The 16,155-nt window shown below is 67.1% G+C and carries 17 protein-coding genes; 5 read left to right on the top strand and 12 right to left on the bottom strand.

Features of this window, described 5'->3' with window-relative positions:
* Position 1: 1 nt before the first annotated feature.
* From EJI01_RS08235 to EJI01_RS08200, 8 genes are all read right to left on the bottom strand, one after another.
* Entirely contained in the window at positions 2 to 1,354 is a 1,353-nt protein-coding gene (locus tag EJI01_RS08235) for a (Fe-S)-binding protein (RefSeq protein ID WP_126836636.1), read from the bottom strand.
* 27 nt (positions 1,355 to 1,381) lie between these two features.
* Positions 1,382 to 1,804, bottom strand: a complete 423-nt coding sequence (locus tag EJI01_RS08230) for a rubrerythrin family protein (protein WP_126836635.1) — start codon at positions 1,802 to 1,804, stop codon at positions 1,382 to 1,384.
* 157 nt (positions 1,805 to 1,961) lie between these two features.
* Positions 1,962 to 3,032, bottom strand: a complete 1,071-nt coding sequence (locus tag EJI01_RS08225; RefSeq protein ID WP_126836634.1) for an ABC transporter ATP-binding protein — start codon at positions 3,030 to 3,032, stop codon at positions 1,962 to 1,964.
* A gap of 15 nt (positions 3,033 to 3,047) precedes the next feature.
* Complete coding sequence (locus EJI01_RS08220; RefSeq protein WP_126836633.1) at positions 3,048 to 3,899, bottom strand: carbohydrate ABC transporter permease; 852 nt, start codon at positions 3,897 to 3,899, stop codon at positions 3,048 to 3,050.
* Positions 3,896 to 4,765 carry a carbohydrate ABC transporter permease gene (locus EJI01_RS08215; RefSeq protein ID WP_126836632.1) on the bottom strand — a complete coding sequence of 290 codons (870 nt, stop codon included), beginning with the start codon at positions 4,763 to 4,765 and terminating at the stop codon, positions 3,896 to 3,898. The genes EJI01_RS08220 and EJI01_RS08215 overlap by 4 nt, the downstream gene beginning before the upstream one ends.
* A gap of 91 nt (positions 4,766 to 4,856) precedes the next feature.
* Positions 4,857 to 6,233 carry an extracellular solute-binding protein gene (locus EJI01_RS08210; protein WP_126836631.1) on the bottom strand — a complete coding sequence of 459 codons (1,377 nt, stop codon included), beginning with the start codon at positions 6,231 to 6,233 and terminating at the stop codon, positions 4,857 to 4,859.
* 71 nt (positions 6,234 to 6,304) lie between these two features.
* Positions 6,305 to 7,048, bottom strand: coding sequence for a FadR/GntR family transcriptional regulator (locus EJI01_RS08205; protein WP_126836630.1), 744 nt, complete (start codon positions 7,046 to 7,048; stop codon positions 6,305 to 6,307).
* A 20-nt stretch (positions 7,049 to 7,068) separates the two neighbouring features.
* On the bottom strand, positions 7,069 to 8,016 hold the full coding sequence (locus EJI01_RS08200) for a 2-hydroxyacid dehydrogenase (RefSeq protein WP_126836629.1): 948 nt from the start codon (positions 8,014 to 8,016) through the stop codon (positions 7,069 to 7,071).
* Positions 8,017 to 8,232: 216 nt separating this feature from the next.
* Here EJI01_RS08200 and EJI01_RS08195 point away from each other — a divergent pair, with 216 nt between their 5' ends.
* From EJI01_RS08195 to EJI01_RS08185, 3 genes are read left to right on the top strand one after another with little or no spacing between them, the layout of a single operon-like run.
* Positions 8,233 to 9,129, top strand: coding sequence for a 2-dehydro-3-deoxygalactonokinase (locus EJI01_RS08195; protein WP_126836628.1), 897 nt, complete (start codon positions 8,233 to 8,235; stop codon positions 9,127 to 9,129).
* Positions 9,126 to 9,767 carry a 2-dehydro-3-deoxy-6-phosphogalactonate aldolase gene (locus tag EJI01_RS08190; protein ID WP_126836627.1) on the top strand — a complete coding sequence of 214 codons (642 nt, stop codon included), beginning with the start codon at positions 9,126 to 9,128 and terminating at the stop codon, positions 9,765 to 9,767. Before EJI01_RS08195 ends, EJI01_RS08190 begins: the two co-directional genes overlap by 4 nt.
* Before the next feature lie 11 nt (positions 9,768 to 9,778).
* On the top strand, positions 9,779 to 10,543 hold the full coding sequence (locus tag EJI01_RS08185; protein ID WP_126836626.1) for an aldolase: 765 nt from the start codon (positions 9,779 to 9,781) through the stop codon (positions 10,541 to 10,543).
* Here the strand turns inward: EJI01_RS08185 and EJI01_RS08180 are convergent.
* Genes EJI01_RS08180 through EJI01_RS08165 form a run of 4 tightly spaced genes read right to left on the bottom strand, consistent with a single transcriptional unit; the run spans position 10,525 to position 14,381 of the window.
* Positions 10,525 to 11,226 carry an SDR family oxidoreductase gene (locus tag EJI01_RS08180; RefSeq protein ID WP_126836625.1) on the bottom strand — a complete coding sequence of 234 codons (702 nt, stop codon included), beginning with the start codon at positions 11,224 to 11,226 and terminating at the stop codon, positions 10,525 to 10,527. The two genes, EJI01_RS08185 and EJI01_RS08180, sit on opposite strands and share 19 nt — an antisense overlap.
* Before the next feature lie 29 nt (positions 11,227 to 11,255).
* On the bottom strand, positions 11,256 to 12,659 hold the full coding sequence (locus EJI01_RS08175) for an MATE family efflux transporter (RefSeq protein ID WP_126836624.1): 1,404 nt from the start codon (positions 12,657 to 12,659) through the stop codon (positions 11,256 to 11,258).
* A complete protein-coding gene (locus tag EJI01_RS08170; protein WP_126836623.1) occupies positions 12,656 to 13,924 on the bottom strand; it encodes an MFS transporter in 1,269 nt (422 codons plus the stop codon). The genes EJI01_RS08175 and EJI01_RS08170 overlap by 4 nt, the downstream gene beginning before the upstream one ends.
* Positions 13,917 to 14,381 (bottom strand): MarR family winged helix-turn-helix transcriptional regulator, encoded by a 465-nt coding sequence (locus EJI01_RS08165; protein ID WP_126836622.1) that lies wholly within the window; start codon positions 14,379 to 14,381, stop codon positions 13,917 to 13,919. Before EJI01_RS08165 ends, EJI01_RS08170 begins: the two co-directional genes overlap by 8 nt.
* A 52-nt stretch (positions 14,382 to 14,433) precedes the next feature.
* On the opposite strand from EJI01_RS08165, the gene EJI01_RS08160 reads away from it, so the two are divergent.
* Entirely contained in the window at positions 14,434 to 14,982 is a 549-nt protein-coding gene (locus EJI01_RS08160) for a PaaI family thioesterase (RefSeq protein WP_185878865.1), read from the top strand.
* A gap of 119 nt (positions 14,983 to 15,101) precedes the next feature.
* Positions 15,102 to 16,136, top strand: a complete 1,035-nt coding sequence (locus EJI01_RS08155) for a Fe(3+) ABC transporter substrate-binding protein (protein ID WP_126836620.1) — start codon at positions 15,102 to 15,104, stop codon at positions 16,134 to 16,136.
* The last annotated feature ends 19 nt before the right edge of the window (positions 16,137 to 16,155 follow it).

Here is a 16,155-nt window from a genome sequence, read left to right as displayed (position 1 = left end):
TTCACTCCAAACCGTAGGCCTTGCGCACCAGGCTGAGCGGATGCTGCAGCGGGGCGGCCGGCAATGCGTCTTGCGCCATGCCCTGCGCGATGTGGTGGCCGGCCAGCGCGCAGTCGGAACTGATGTAGTCGGGCGCGTCCTTCGCCATCGCCTTGAACACCGGCTTGCCGATCTTCATCGCGACCGGATGGGTGGCCGTCTTCACGCCGTAGGTACCGGCATGGCCCGAGCAGCGCTCGACCGTGTTGAGCTGCACCGCCACCGTCTGGCCAATCAGCTTGAACATCTCCTCGGTCTTGCGGCCGATCTTCTGCACGCGGCCGTGGCAGGGGATGTGGTAGCTCACCTTGCCCAGCGCGGCCTTGAAGTCGGTTTTCAGCAAGCCGTCCTTGTGGCGCGCGATCAGGTATTCGAAGGGGTCGAACATCGCCTGCTGCACGAGCTTGACCTCGGCGTCGTCGGGAAAGAGCAAGGGCAGCTCCTGCTTGAACATCAGCGTGCACGACGGAATCGCCGACAGGATCGCATAGCCGTCCCGCGCGTATCTCGCGAGCACCGGGATGTTGGCCTCCTTGTGCTTTGCCACGCCGTCGAGATCGCCGAGCTCCAGCTTGGGCATGCCGCAGCAGCTCTCCTTCTCGACCACGGTGTAGGGGATGGCGTTGTGCTCGAGCAGCTTGATCAGGTCCAGCCCGATGCCGGGCTCGTTGTAGTTGACGTAGCAGGTCGAGAAGATCGCGACCTTGCCGGGCGCGCGCTCGCCGTCCACCACCGGCTTGGCCGTTCCATCCTTGGGCGCGCTCCATCGGAAGCGCTTCGTCGCCAGGTCGGGCAGCCAGGCATTGGGGTGCACGTGCAGCGCGCCGTCGAGCAGCCTGCGCACCGGCTTGGTCTTGTTCAGCGCATTGACGGCCTGCACCACGACAGGAATGCCGGCAAACTGGCCGTGCACGTCGGTCGAGGCCAGCAGCTTCTCGCCGGCGGCGACTCCGCCGCTCTTGAACTTGATGGCCTTGGCGCGCAGCATGGTGTGCGGAAAATCCACGTTCCACGGATGCGGCGGCACGTAGGGGCACTTGGTCATGTAGCAGAGGTCGCACAGGTAGCACTGGTCGACGACGCTCGCGAAGTCCTTCTTGGACACGGCATGGACCTCGCCCTCTTCGGTGGCATCGACCAGGTCGAAGAGCGTCGGGAAAGCCTGGCACAGGCTCACGCAGCGCCGGCAGCCGTGGCAGATGTCGAAGATCCGCTCCATCTCCTTCTCGCAGGAGACGGAGTCGTAGAACTCTGGGCTCTTCCAATCCACCGGATGGCGTGTCGGAGCCTCGAGATTGCCTTCTCGATTCGTCATGAGGCGGCGCCAGGCGCCTACGCCGAATCAGTCGGCCAGCGCGTCCAGCGCCTTGGTATAGCGGTTGGCGTGCGAGCGCTCGGCCTTGGCCAGCGTCTCGAACCAGTTGGCGATCTCGTCGAAGCCTTCTTCGCGCGCCTGCCTGGCCATGCCGGGGTACATGTCGGTGTACTCGTGAGTTTCACCCGCCACGGCGGCCTGCAGGTTCAGGCGGCTGTCGCCGATCGGCAGTCCCGTGGCCGGGTCGCCCGAACCGTGCTCCAGGAATTCCAGGTGGCCGTGCGCATGGCCGGTTTCGCCTTCGGCGGTGGAGCGGAACAGCGCCGCCACATCGTTCTGGCCTTCGATGTCGGCCTTGTTCGCGAAGTAAAGGTAGCGCCGGTTGGCCTGCGATTCGCCTGCAAAGGCGTCCTTCAGGTTCTGCTCGGTCCTCGATCCTTTCAACTCCATGGCTATCTCCTTGGTTGGATTTGGCTAGGCAGCAGGCAAGTGGAACCGTCGCTGCTGGTGCAGCGGCGCCTCGCCAATCTACGCCACATGCTGCCGATATCCAAATACAAAGACTCAATAGGGGCCATTGAAGCAAGCAATGGGCAGGTCGCCGCGCTCAGTTCAGCCGGCGGCTGTTCTGCTTGTCGAACAGGTGCGCGCTGTCGGCGCCGATCACGAGGCCGATGGTGTCGTCCGGCGCTGCGTCGACGCGACCGTGCACCACCACGATGATCTTCGCCTCGCCCACCTGCACCAACAGCTCGGTCTCGTTGCCGGTCGGCTCGACCACGATCACCCTGGCCGGCACGCCGCTGCCCGCGCTCGCGAGAGCGATGTCGCCGGGGCGGATGCCGTAGTGCACCGCCTGGCCGTCGGCCGCCGCGGTCGCGGCCGGCGCGGGCCAGCGCGTGCCATGCGCCTCGACGCTGCAGCCCTCGCCGTTGCGCCGGACCACGCCCTCGATCACGTTCATCGCCGGAGAGCCGATGAACTGCGCGACAAACAGGTTGTCGGGGCGGTCGTAGAGCTCCAGCGGCGTGCCGATCTGTTCGACGATGCCGTCGTGCATGACCACGATGCGGTCGGCCATGGTCATGGCCTCGATCTGGTCGTGCGTGACGTACACCGTGGTGGTCTTGAGCCGCTGGTGCAAGGCCTTGATCTCGGCCCGCATCGCCACCCGCAGCTTGGCGTCGAGGTTGGACAGCGGCTCGTCGAACAGGAAGACCTTGGGATCGCGCACGATGGCGCGCCCCATCGCCACGCGCTGGCGCTGCCCGCCCGAAAGCTCGCGCGGATAGCGTCCGAGCAAAGCATCGAGGTTGAGGATCTTCGCGGCGTCGGCCACGCGCTGCCCGGTGACCGCCTTGTCGGCATTGCGCAGGCGCAGGCTGAAGCCCATGTTCTCGCCCACCGTCATGTGCGGATAGAGCGCGTAGCTCTGGAAAACCATCGCGATGTCGCGGTCCTTGGACTCGAGCTCGTTCACGACCCGGCCGTCGATCAGGATCTCGCCGCCGGTGATGTCTTCCAGACCGGCCAGCATGCGCAGCAGCGTCGACTTGCCACACCCCGAGGGGCCGACCAGCACGACGAATTCACCATCGGCGATGTCGAAGCCCAGCCCGTGCAGGACGTCGACCTTGCCATAGGACTTCTTGACGTTGTTGAAGGATACGGATGCCATGTTGTTCGTTTCCCCTTAGCTCTTGACCGCGCCGGCCGTCAGGCCGCCGACCATGTAGCGCTTGAAAGCGTAGTAAATCGCTGCCGGCGGCAGCGCATAGATGAAACCGGTAGCCATCAGCAATTCCCATGGCGAATCGTCGGCCGCCAGGAAGTTGCCCAGCGCCACCCCGAGCGTGATGTCGGTTTCGTTCGACAGCAGCAGGAAGGCGTAGAGGTATTCGTTCCAGGCCAGCAGCAGCGCGTAGGTGCCCACCGCCACCATCGAGGGCACCATCAGCGGCAAATACACCAGGCGAAACAGCTGCACTGGGGTAGCGCCGTCCATGCGCGCCGCCTCGTCGAGCTCGTAGGGCAGCTTGTCCGAGGCCTGCTTGAGCACCCAGATGCAGTAGGGCGAGGCGATGGTGACCATCGCCAGAATCAGCGACCACTGGTTGTTGAGCAGCCCGTAGTTGGCCATCGTCTTGTACATCGGCACCGCCAGGAAGGCGGCCGGGATGAAGTAGGTGAACAGGGCCATGTTGAGCACCGTGCGCCCGCCCCGCACCCGCAGTCGGCTGATAGCGAAGGCGGCGGTGGTGGCCACGATCAGCGTGATCAGTCCGACCGCAACCGCAATGACAAGCGAGTTGCCAAGCTGCTGCCAGAAGTGCGACAGATAGAAATGCTTCTGCTGGAACACGGTCTCGAAGTTCTGCAGCGTCGGGTTCTTGGGCCACAGCCGGCCGGAGGTGGCCGAATCGCGCTCCGAGATCGCGAACAGGAACATGTGATAGACCGGGATGATGGTCCACAGGAACACCGGGATGCCGATCAGCAGCAGCTTGGCTTCGGCGGTGACGGAGCGCAGGGTCCATCGCTTCATTTGGACAGCCTCTTCATCATGAAATAGACCAGCGGCAGAACGAGGGGCAACGCGACCACGATCGAGGCCATGGCCACGTCCATCTGGTCGAGCCGGAGGTAGCGGATGCCCAGCGTCGCCAGCACGTGCGTGAGGTCGGCCGGCCCGCCGCCCGTGAGCAGGTAGACGCTGTTGAAGTCGCCCAGCGTCCAGATGGCCGACAAAATGGTCGACGTGACATAGAGCGTGCGCATCGCCGGCCAGGTGATGAAGCGGAATTTCTGCCAGTTGCTCGCGCCATCGACCGAGGCCGCTTCGTACTGCTCGGACGGGATGGACAGGCGCCCGGCCACCAGGATCAGCGTCCAGAACGGCAGCGATTTCCAGATGTGCATGAGCATCGAGAACGACAGCGCGAGCGTCGGGTCGTTGAGCCAGTTCGGTCCGTCGAGCCCCGTGAGGCGGAAGATCACCGAGTTGATGACGCCCCACTCCGGATTGAGCATGAAGCGCACCGACAGGATGGTCGGAATCGAGGGCACCGCCCAGGGCAGGATGAAGAGCACCGAGAGCGCCTTGATCCACCAGCGCGTCTTGATGAAGAAGCCCGACAGCACCAGCGCGGCGACCATCTTGAGATTGATCGCCACCACCAGGAAAACGATGGTGTTGACGGCACTGCGGAAAAAGATCGGGTCGTCGAACAGCTTGGAGTAGCTGGCCGGGTGCCGGGCCAGCCACAGGCCGTAGCCCACCGGGTACAGCACGAACACGACGAACACCAGCAGGTAGGGCACGACGAACAGGCGCCCCCAGAATTCCCAGCGGGAAAGGCCGCGGGACGCCGGCGCCGCAACGTGCGGCAATGTGCTGACAGCTTGAGTCATGGTTCAGTTCACCCCGATGTGGTTCAAGCGGAGAAGATGATGGAGGGGTGGACGGCCACGGCGCCGAGCCGCGGCCGAACCCTTGAAACGCTCAGCCCGCAACCGCCTTGATGCGCGCGATCATCTCGTCCGCGGCCTTTTCCACCGGCACTTTCTCGCTGAGGATGCGGTTCATCGCCTTGGCCCACACGTTCTCATTGTTGAGCACCGTGAACTTGTAGTTCTTGGTGAATTCGAAGGGCGTGGTGCCGGCCATGAACTGGTTGTAGACCGCCGTGCGATGCGGGTCCTGCTTCCAGAACGGGCTTTGCTGCGCCGCCTTGGTCACAGGGAACCAGCGACCGAGCGAGCCTTCGACGTAGGGCGTGAGATTGGCGTCGTCGAGCATGAAGGCAACGAATTTCTTCGCGGCCTCCTTGTTCTTGGAATCCTTGAATATCACGCCGGTCTTCACGGCTGCGCGGTACACCATCTTGGAGCCGTCGGGCTTGTTGGGGAAGCCGGCGGTAGCGATGCGCTCGGTGTAGTTCTTCTTCGCATTGGCGCGCTGCTCTTCCGTCAGGCTGGCATTGTTGGAGTCATCGAGCCACTTGGCAGCGATCGAGATCGTCGCGTTGTGGGTGAGCACCGTGGTCTTGTTGTGGAAGGCGACGTTGTTGTCCGGGTCCTTCCAGTTGGTGGCCGAGGGCGGAGTGCAGTTCTTTGCATAGACCGATGTGTAGTCGGTCAGCGCGTTGATCAGGCCCTGGCGCACCGCCGGGTCGTCGACCGTCAGCTTGCCCGCGTCGTTGACCAGCTTCACGTTGTAGGCATCCATGAAAGTCAGGAACGAGTAGAACGAGTCGCTCGAATCCACGCCCATCGGGAAGCCCGTGCCGAAAACGCGGGTACCGGTCTTCTGGCGGTAGCCGGCCTGCACCTTGTCGCACCAGAAGCTCCAGTAGCCCTTCCAGTCGGTCGGGATGTCGCTCTCCTTGAAGCCCGCCTCCGCCAGCATGTCCTTCCAGTACTGGATGTGCATGGTCTGCTGCTTGATCGGATAGGCGTAGTAGGCCCGGCTCTTGGTGGCGTCGTTGTAGAGGAAGGTGGTTGCCAGCGCCGCGGGCTCGAACTTGGCACGCATCGGGTCGAGGATGCTGGTCACGTCTTCGAGCTTGCCGTCGTAGGCCCACTTGGCCGTGACCTGGAAGTCGTAGACGTCGCCGTAGGCCACGTCGGGCGGATTGCCGGCGTCGAGCGCAGCCACCGACTTCGGAATCATTTCCTGCGGCGCATAGAGCGACAGGTCGACCTTGATCTTCGGGTTCTTGGCCTCGAACTTCTTGATGGCGGAGAGCAGCGCGTCGTCTTCCGCCTTATAGAAGCCCTTGCCCCACCAGACGGTGAGTTTCTCCTGTGCCGCGGCCTGGCCGGCGGCAGCGAGCCCCAGCGCGACCAGCGTGGGAATCATGAGTGCCTTGAATTTCATGCTGTGTCTCCTTTTTTGACGGTGGGTGCTCGATCCACGAGCGGTGCTGGGAAAGGGATGCGGCCTGCGCCTCAAGCGGCCTTGAGCCGGGGCGGAGATCGGCCGAGGCGCGGCAGGCGACGGCGCGAGCCGAGCACCTCCTCGATGTCTTCGCGCGCGCCGTCGATGAGCTTGATGATGGCGCGCTCGGCGCGTGCCGGGTTGTGCGCGATGACTGCATCGAGCACTGCCCGATGCAAGGGCAGCGACAAGGCCGGCCCGTCCTTCTTGGCGGTCGAGAGCTCGAAGCTGGTGCGCAGCAGCGCGTTCAGCGCCTTGCTCATCTGGGCCAGCATGCGGTTGCCTGCAGCGACCAGCAGTCCGTGGTGAAAGCGCAGGTCGCTGGTGACGTAGTCACCGCCGTATTCGACCGCCTGCTTCATGCCGGCGTAGGCGAGCTCGATCTCCTCGATGTCGGCCGCGGTGGCGCGCTCGGCCGCCAGCCGCACGGCTGCCGGCTCGACCACGCGCCGCAGGTCCAGCAGGTCGCGCAGGAACTCGGGCGTGAGGCCGGCGCGGGCCTGCCAGGTGATCACATCGGGATCGAACCAGTTCCACCGGTCCTCCGGCAGCACGCGGGTGCCGACCTTCGGCCCCGTGACGATCAGGCCCTTGGCGACCAGCGATTTCACCGCTTCGCGCACCACCGTGCGGCTGACGCCGAACTCATCGCACAAGAGCGGCTCCGCGGGCATCGGCGCGCCGATGGCATAGCGGCGCGATACGATCGCCTCGCCAAGCAGCTCGAGCGTGCGGCCGTGGGTGTTCTTGGTCATGACAGTGCGTCGTCGCGCGCTCAGGCATCCACGGGCGTCAACAGGGGCGCGCCCGCGAAATGGGCACGCAGGTTGTCGAAGGTCAGTTGCGCCATGGCCTCGCGCGTCTGCTTCGTGCCGCTGGCCATGTGCGGCGTGAGCACCACGTTGGGCATGGCGCGCAGCTCGGCCGGCACATTCGGTTCGTTGGCGTAGACGTCGAGGGCGGCGCCCGCGATGACGCCGTTCGAGAGCGCGGCGATCAGCGCCGCTTCGTCGACCACGCTGCCGCGCGCCACGTTGATCAGGTAGCCCTGCGGCCCGAGCGCCTCGAGCACGCGCGCATCGATCAGGCCGCGCGTCGCCGCGCCGCCCGGCGTGATGACGACCAGGAAGTCGACGGCCGCGGCGAGCGAAACCGCATCCGGATGGTAGGCATGGTCGACCTCCGCGCGCGGCGAGCGCGCGGTGTACGCGATCTGCATGTCGAAGGCGCGCGCGCGGTGCGCGATGGCCTGTCCGATGCGGCCCATGCCGACCACGCCCAGGCGGGCGCCCGTGACCTTGCGGTTCAGCGGGAAAGGGCCCTTCGGCCACTCGCCGTCGCGCACGAAGCGGTCGGCCTGGGGAATACGGCGCGCGATCGAGAGCAGGAGGCCGATCGCCAGATCGGCCACGTCGTCGTTCAGCACCTGCGGCGTGTTGGTGACCGGCACGCCGCGCTCGTGCGCCGCGGCCACGTCGACGCCGTCGTAGCCGACGCCGAATACCGAGATCACTTCCAGGGCGGGAAGGCGGGCCATCAGCTCGCGCGGCACCTTGGCCTCGCCGTTCGCAACGACGGCGCGGATGCGCGGAGCGGCGGCCGAGAAGGCTTCGGGGTCGCTGACGTGCGTCCGGTCGTGCACCGTGTATTCGCGCTGCAGCGCGTCCATCAGAAAGGGCATCAAGGGTGCGACAACCAGCACCTCGGGCCTGTCGAGGCTCATGCCTCGACGCCTGTCTTCTGCACCGGCCGGCTGCGCGTTGCGTTCAATGAATGGGGCATTTGTTGTCTCCTGCGGCATCGGGGTCTTCGGCCCCCATGCACTGTCGAGTCTTATCATATGATGATTGAAATCCAGGCCCCGGCAGGACAAACCCTGACGCCCCTCGGATTCGTGCACGGAAAGCGTGGCTCCTTCGTTCCAAGAGACAATCGCCGAATGCATCTGATCGCCATCGACTGGGGCACGAGTTCATTGCGCGGTGCGCGACTCGACGGCAAGGGCCGCGTGCTCGAGGAGCGCGAGTATCCGCGCGGCATCCTCACGGTCCCGCCGGGCGGCTTCCCGGCCGTGTTCGAAGAACTGTTCGGCGACTGGATGCGCCCGGCCGGCAGCTTCTGCCTGATCTCGGGCATGGCCGGCAGCAAGCAGGGCTGGGTCGAGGCGCCCTACTGCCCCTGCCCATCGGGCCGGGTCGAAGTGGGCAGCGCGATCGTCGAGATCGAGCCCGGCCGCATCGCGATCGTGCCCGGCCTCAGTGACGTGCACGACGGCGTGCCCGACGTGATGCGCGGCGAAGAAGTGCAGATCTTCGGCGCCATGGCGCTCACGGGCCTCGCCGACGGCGTTTTCGTACTGCCCGGCACGCACAACAAGTGGGCCACCGTGAAGCGCGGCCGCGTGACGAGCTTCCGCACCTTCATGACCGGCGAGTTCTATGCGCTCCTGAGCCGGCATTCGATCCTGGCACGCACGCTCGATGCAAAGGCGCCGCTGGACGAAGTCTCCTTTCTCGAAGGCGTGACGCAGGCCGACAACGGCCAGGGCCTGCTGCACAACGCCTTCGGCGCGCGCACCCTCGCGCTGTTCGAGCGCATGTCGGCCGGCGACCTCTCCAGCTATCTCTCGGGGCTTCTGATCGGAGAAGAACTGCGCACGCAATCGATCCACGCCGCCGGCGACCTGGTGCTGATCGGCACGCCGGCGCTGACGCAGCGCTACCTGCTGGCGCTGCAGGCCTCGGGCAATACGGTGCGGACGCTGGGAGCCGAGGCGACCTGGGCCGGCCTGCACACGCTGTCGGCATTCCTCAACGCAAACAGAACAAGACCATGACTTCGCTTCTGGACAAATTCTCCGCCGCCATGCAGCAGTTGCCGCTGGTGGCGATCCTGCGCGGCCTGACACCGGCCGAGGCGCTGCAGGTCGGCGATGCCATCGTCGAGTCGGGCTTCTGGCTGCTCGAAGTGCCGCTCAACTCGCCGCAGCCGCTCGAGAGCATCGCGCTGCTGCGCCGGCGCTTTCCGGATGCGCTGGTCGGCGCCGGCACGGTGCTCGATGCGCAGCAGGTGCGCGAGGTGCATGCGGCTGGCGGCGAGCTGATCGTGGCGCCCAACTTCAACGCCGAGGTACTGGCGGAAGCGCGCCGCCTGGGCCTCGTCAGTCTGCCCGGCGTGATGACGCCGACCGAGGCCTTCGGCGCGCTTGCGGCCGGCGCGAGCGGGCTCAAGCTGTTCCCCGCCGAACTGGCCTCGCCCGCGGTGGTGAAGGCCCTGCTCGCGGTGCTGCCGAAGGGCACGCCGCTGATGCCCGTGGGCGGCATCACGCCCGCCAACATGGGCGCCTGGCGCGACGCCGGCGCCACCGGATTCGGCATCGGATCGGCGCTCTACAAACCCGGCAAGAGCGCGGCCGCCGTGCGCGAAGCCGCCCTGGATTTCGTCGCCGCGTTCAACGCGGTCGTACGCGCCTGAAAGCCATCGCCATGTCCGCCGAATCCGACTACGCCAGCCCCGCCGTCCGCGCCCTGCGCGACAACCTCGCGCTCGCATTGCGCGCCGCCGCGCATCACGGCCTCTCCGAAGGCGTGTGCAACCATTTCAGCGTCGCCCTGCCCGGCGCGCAAGACCGCTACCTGATCAATCCGCGCGGCCTGCACTGGAGCGAGATCGGCCCCGACGACATCGTGCTGATCGACGTGCGCGGCGAGGTGCTGGCCGGCCGCCATCGCGTCGAGCCCACTGCCCTCTTCATCCACGGCGCGGTGCACCGCATCACCGGCCACGCGGTGGTGCTGCATTGCCATATGCCTTATGCGACCGCCCTCACGCTCACGGCCGATCGCGCACTCGACCCGACGCTGAGCCAAAACGCGATGCGCTTCATGAACCGCATCGCCGTCGATGCGCAGTACAACGGGCTGGCGCTCGACGACCGCGAGGGCGAGCGCATCGCCCATGCGATGGCCGGCAAGGAGATCGCATTCCTGGCCAACCACGGCGTGATCGTGGCCGGCGCGAACATCGCCCATGCCTACGACGACCTCTACTATCTCGAACGCGCCTGCCTGCACCAGGTGATTGCGCAATCCACCGGCCGGCCGCTGATGCCGGTCGACGCGGCGCTGGCCGCGCAGGTGGCGGCGCAGATCCAGGGCGAGCGCGAGCAGTCCGACCTGTTCTTCGAGGCGCTGCGCCGGCTGCTGCCCGCGCCGCGTCCCGAACGCCCGCTTCAGCGCGCGGCCGCGTAGGCCGGCGGGTCCGCGACGAAGCCCTGCTTGACCTGGCGCGTCACCGCGTCGGCCAGCACTTCGGGCAGGCCGGATTCGACGGCAGCGAAGGTCTGCTTCGCGACGTCGTCGGGCGATGTCTTGTCGCCCGGCACATGGCTCGCCATGTCCGTATCCATGAAAGCCACGTGCACGCTGACGACCTGCGTGCCCTGCTCGCGCAATTCGTTGCGCAGGCCGTTGCTGAGCGACCAGGTGGCCGACTTCGAGGTGCTGTAGGTGGCCGCACCCGGCAGGCTGACCCAGCTCAGCGCCGACAGCACGTTGACGATGGCGCCGCCGCCGTTCTTCGCCAGCACCGGCGCGAAGGCGCGGCTCAAGGCCCAGGGGCCGAAGAAGTTGGTCTCGAACTCGTCGCGCGCCACGTCCATGGCCGCCGGCGACAGCAGGCCCGAGCCGCGCGAGATGCCGGCGTTGTTGACGAGCAGCGTCACGTCGCCGCAGGCACGGGCGGCAGCTTCGATCTGCTCGGGCTTCGTCACGTCGAGCGCAACGGCGTGCACGCCTTCGAGCGTGATCGATTTCGGGTCGCGCGCGGCTGCATAGACCTTCTTCGCACCGGCCGCGAGCGCGGCACGTGCATACGCGAGCCCGAGGCCGCGATTGGCGCCGGTGATGAAAACGACGGAGTCCTTGATCTTCATGGAGAGCTTTCGGTAGTGAGGGGGAGGAATCAGGTTTGCTGAACGCGCCGCAGCAGCCCGGCCGTGGTGCGCGGCCAGCCGACACGGCCGAACCAGGCGCCGCCGGCGATCGACGAGGCGATGACGGTGCCATACACCACGAGCGCCACGCCCTGGGCGACGAATACGTGACTCAGCTGGCCGCCCCAGCGCAATGCGAGCCAGCCGCCGATTCCGGCAACCGCCAGGCGCGCGATGTTGCCGAGCACCGGCCAGAGCAGCCGGCCCGCGCCCTGCGAAGCGAAGTACAGGACCAGCCCGACGCCGAAGAAGCCGTAGAAGGGCCCGACCGCGCGCAGGTACTGCGAGCCCGCTTCGAGCATCGCCGGATCGCTGCCGAAGAGCATCAGCCAGGGCCGCGGGAACAGCGCGGCCGCGAGGCCGATGGCTTCGGTGAGCACGAAGGCCATCGCCGCGCCGGCCCAGGTGGCGCGCAGGGCGCGTTCGCGCTGTCCCGCGCCGATGGCGGTGCCGACCATCGCGACCAGCGGCGCGCCGAGGCCGAATACCAGCGGCACGAGCAGGTACTCGAGCCGCGAGGCGGTACCGTAGCCGGCGATCGCGCCGGGCCCGAACTGGCCTGCCAGCGCCGTCGCGATGCCGATCGACAGGTTGGTGGCCACGGTCGAGACCGCGCCCACGAGGCCGACGCGCAGGATGTCGGCGAACAGCGGCCACTGGAAGCGCGCCTTCGCCCACGAAGGCTTGAGCAGGCTGCGGCTCCCGCGCAGGTAGGCCCACAGCGCGAGCGTTCCGGCCAGGTAGTAGAGCAAGAGTGCGATCGCACCGCCGGCGATGCCCATGCCGGGGATCGGACCCCAGCCGAAGATCAGCAAGGGCGACAGCGGCACCAGCACCACCACGCCGGCGACTGTCACGTTGGCCGGCACCGACATGTTGCCGGTGCCGCGGATCACCGCCGCCAGCGAATTGAAGAGCCAGACCAGCACCGCGCCCGCGAACACCCAGTTCGAATAAGTCAGGGCCGCATCGAGCGAAGCGCCGGTGCCGCCCATGAGCGCATAGAGCCAGCGCCCGCCGAAGAGGAGCGCCAGCGTGAACACCAGGCCGAAGCCGAGCGCGATCAGGATCGCATGCAGCACCAGCGAATCGGCATCGTCGCGGCGCCGGGCGCCGAGCGCGCGTGCGATCGCCGAGGCGATGCCGCCGCCCATCGCGCCGGCCGAGGTCATCTGCATCAGCATCACGATCGGGAACACCAGCGCCATGCCGGCCAGCGCATCGGTGCCGAGCTTGCCGACGAAGTAGGTCTCGATCAGGCCGACAGCGGCTTGGGCGACCATCACCAAGACGTTGGGCGCGGCCAGGCGCAACAGCGTCGGCACGATCGGCGCCTCGAGCAGAAGGCGCGTGCGCGGGTCGACGGCGCTCATACCGCGGCCTTCACCGCGGCCTTCGCCACCAGCACCGGCCGCGACTCGCGGATCGGCAGGTTGACGAGCGCTGCGCCGGCGGCCAGCGCGATGTCGATGTACCAGACGATGTCGTAGCTGCCCGTCACCTGGAACACGTAGCCGCCGAGGAAGGCGCCCATGAAGCCGCCGACCTGGTGCGCCAGCATCACGACGCCGAACAGCATCGCCATGTTGGCCGGGCCGAACATCTTGGCGACCAGGCCCGCGGTCGGCGGCACGGTCGAGAGGAAGGTGATGCCCATGACGGCGGCGAACACCATCATCACGGCCGGCGTCTTGGGCGCCAGCAGGAAGATCAGCACCGCGATGCCGCGCGTCGCGTAGAGCAGCGCCAGCAGCGACTTCATGCGCCAGCGCCCGACGGCCCAGCCCATGGCCAGGCTGCCGACGATGTTGAAGAGGCCGATCACGCCCAGCGCCCAGCCGCCGATCTCCGGCGGCAGGCCGCAGGCCGCCACCACGCCCGGCAGGTGGGTGGCCAGGAAGGCGACGTGGAAGCCGCAGACCAGAAAGCCGAGGCTCAGGTAGCGGTAGCTCGGCGTGGCGAGCGCCTGGCCGATCGCCTGGCGCGCCGTCAGCGGCTTGGTGCCGCTCGCCGCGGCCGACTGGGCCGCGAGCAGATTCGAATTGCCCTTCAGCACGAGCACCGCAGGCAAGGCCAGCAGGATCAGCACGCCGAGCCATTGCATCGCGCTGGCCCAGCCGACGCCGGCCATCAGCGCGATCGCGATCGGCGCCATCGCGAACTGGCCGAAGGAACCGCCGGCGTTCACCACGCCGGTGGCGACGCCGCGCTTGGCCGGCGGCACCATGCGCGTGACGGCGGCCATCAGCACCGAAGGCCCCGCCATGCCGGCGCCGCCCGCGGCCAGCACGCCGATCGCGAAGATCAGCCCGGCTGTCGTCGTCATCAGCGGCGTGATGATGGTGCCCAGCGCCACCAGCAGCACGCCGATGAAGATCACGCGGCCGGTGCCGATGCGGTCGGCGACAGCGCCCGCGAAGGGCTGCGTGAGTCCCCACCAGAGCTGGCCGAAGGCGAAGGCCAGGCTGATGCTGCCGATGCCCAGGCCGGTTGCGGTGTTGAGGGAAGAGAGGAAGAGTCCCATCGTCTGCCGCACGCCCATGGTGAGCGCGAAGGTGCCGGCGGCGGCCAGCAGCACCAGCCAGAGGGCGTAGCGCGCCACGGGCATGGCAGGCGCGGCGGTCGTCTTGTCATTCATCCGCATCTCCCTCTTCGGCAGCGTCCGCGGGTTGCAGCAGCGCGATGCTCTCGTCGATCAGCGCGTGCAGCGCGATGACCCGCTCGATGCCGAGCAGGGCGTTGAGTTTTTCCTGTGCCGCGCGCCAGTGGCGCTGCGCTTCGGTTCGCTTCTTGCGGCCGGCCTCCGTGACCGCGATCAGCCGGCTGCGTGCATCGGGGCCCTCGCCCTGGGTCAGCCAGCCTGCCGCGATCAGCGGCTTGAGGTTGCGCGTCAGCGTCGAGGCGTCGATGTTCATCGCATGCGCGAGATCGCTCGGGCGCAGCGGACCGAGGTGCACCACGTGCGACAGCAGCGAGTACTGCGTGGTCTTGAGGCCGCTTTTGGTGACCTCGGTGTCGTAGTGGCGGGCCACCTGGCGCAGGAGACGCCGGAGCCGGGAATTGGTACAGCCTTGCGGCTTTGCGATAGCATCCATGTGATTTATTGTAGCTACAATGATTGCATATGCAATCTTTAAAGGAATTCGAATGAACGCGACGGAGCAACTGGCGGCCTGGATCGCCGAGGAAGAAACGATTGCGGAGCGGTTGAATGCGGGCCCCGGCCCCGGCCTGGCGCGGCCCGAACAGCTCGCAGGCAAGACCGGGCTGGAGATGATGGAAGCCATGCTGCGCGCCGAAATCCCCTACGCCGCCATCGCCAAGACGCTGGATTTCTCGCTCATTTCCGTCGCCCCAGGCCAGGCCGTGTTCCAGGGCACGCCGCTCGCGCGGCACCTGAATCCGCTGGGCACCATCCATGGCGGCTGGTTCGCCACCCTGCTCGACTCGGCCCTGGGCTGCGCGGTCCACACCATGATGCCGGCCGGCCGCGCCTACACCACGGCCGAGCTGGGCGTGAACCTCGTCAAGGCCCTGACGCCCAAGGTCCCGCGCGTGCGCGCCGAGGGCAAGGTGATCCACTGCGGGCGGCAGCTCGCCACCGCCGAGGCGCGGCTGGTCGGCCCCGACGGCACGCTCTATGCGCACGCCACCACCACCTGCCTGGTGTTCGAAGTCCCGCCGCAACGCGAGTAGGCCCTGCGCCGGTAAGCACAAAGGCCGAAATCCGGTCCTCCAAGAGTGATAATGATTCGTATCGGCGTTCGCAAACGAATGAGCGCCGGTGCTTTTTACAAACGACTCTGGAGAAGCCCATGACCGCTCGCCTTTGCGCGCTGACCTGCATCGCCGCCGCCTGCCTGGCCGGCGCCCTGCCCGCCCACGCGGCCGAGGAACTCACGCTCTACACCACGCGCGAGCCCGGCCTTGTCCAGCCCCTGATCACCGCCTTCAGCACGCAAAGCGGCGTCAAGGTCAATATGGTGTTCGTGAAGGACGGCCTGCTCGAGCGCGTCAAGGCCGAAGGCACCCGTTCGCCGGCCGACGTGCTCATGACGGTGGACATCGGCAACCTGATGGACCTGGTCGACGGCGGCGTCACCCAGCCGGTGAAATCGGCGGCGCTGGAATCGGCCGTCCCGGCCAACCTGCGCGGCGCCGACGGCCAGTGGTTCTCGCTGTCGATGCGCGCGCGCGTGCTGTACGCCGACAAGAGCCTGCCGCTCACTTCCTTCCGCTACGAGGATCTCGCGAATCCCAAGTACAAGGGCAAGGTCTGCATCCGCTCCGGCCAGCATCCGTACAACACGGCGCTCGTGGCCTCGATGATCGCGCACGACGGCGAAGCCAAGGCCGAGCAGTGGCTGCGCGGCGTCAAGGCCAACCTGGCGCGCAAGGCCACCGGCGGCGACCGCGACGTGGCGCGCGACATTCTCGGCGGCATCTGCGACATCGGGCTGGCCAATTCCTACTACGTGGGCCAGATGAAGGCTTCGAAGGAAGGCAGCGATGCGCGCAAGTGGGGCGACGCCATCAAGGTGATCCGCCCGACCTTCGCCAATGCCAAGAGCGGCGGCACGCACGTCAACATCAGCGGCGCGGCGGTCGCGAAGAACGCGCCGAACCGCGCGAACGCGGTCAAGCTGCTCGAGTTCCTGGTGTCGGAGCCGGCCCAGGCCTTCTATGCCGAAACCAACTACGAGTACCCGGTGCGCAAGGGCGTGGCGCTCGATTCGATCATCGCCTCCAGCATCGGCGAGCTGAAGGTCGACCCGCTTCCCATCACCGAAATCGCCAAGTACCGCAAGCAGGCCAGCGCGCTGGTGGACAGGGTCGGTTTCGACCAGTGACGCGTCGCCGGGCCGCCCC

Source organism: Variovorax sp. MHTC-1, from assembly GCF_003984645.1.
Classification (GTDB): domain Bacteria; phylum Pseudomonadota; class Gammaproteobacteria; order Burkholderiales; family Burkholderiaceae_C; genus Variovorax.
The sequence above is the reverse complement of the archived record's forward strand: the minus strand, read 5'-3'. Positions and strand labels throughout refer to the sequence as shown.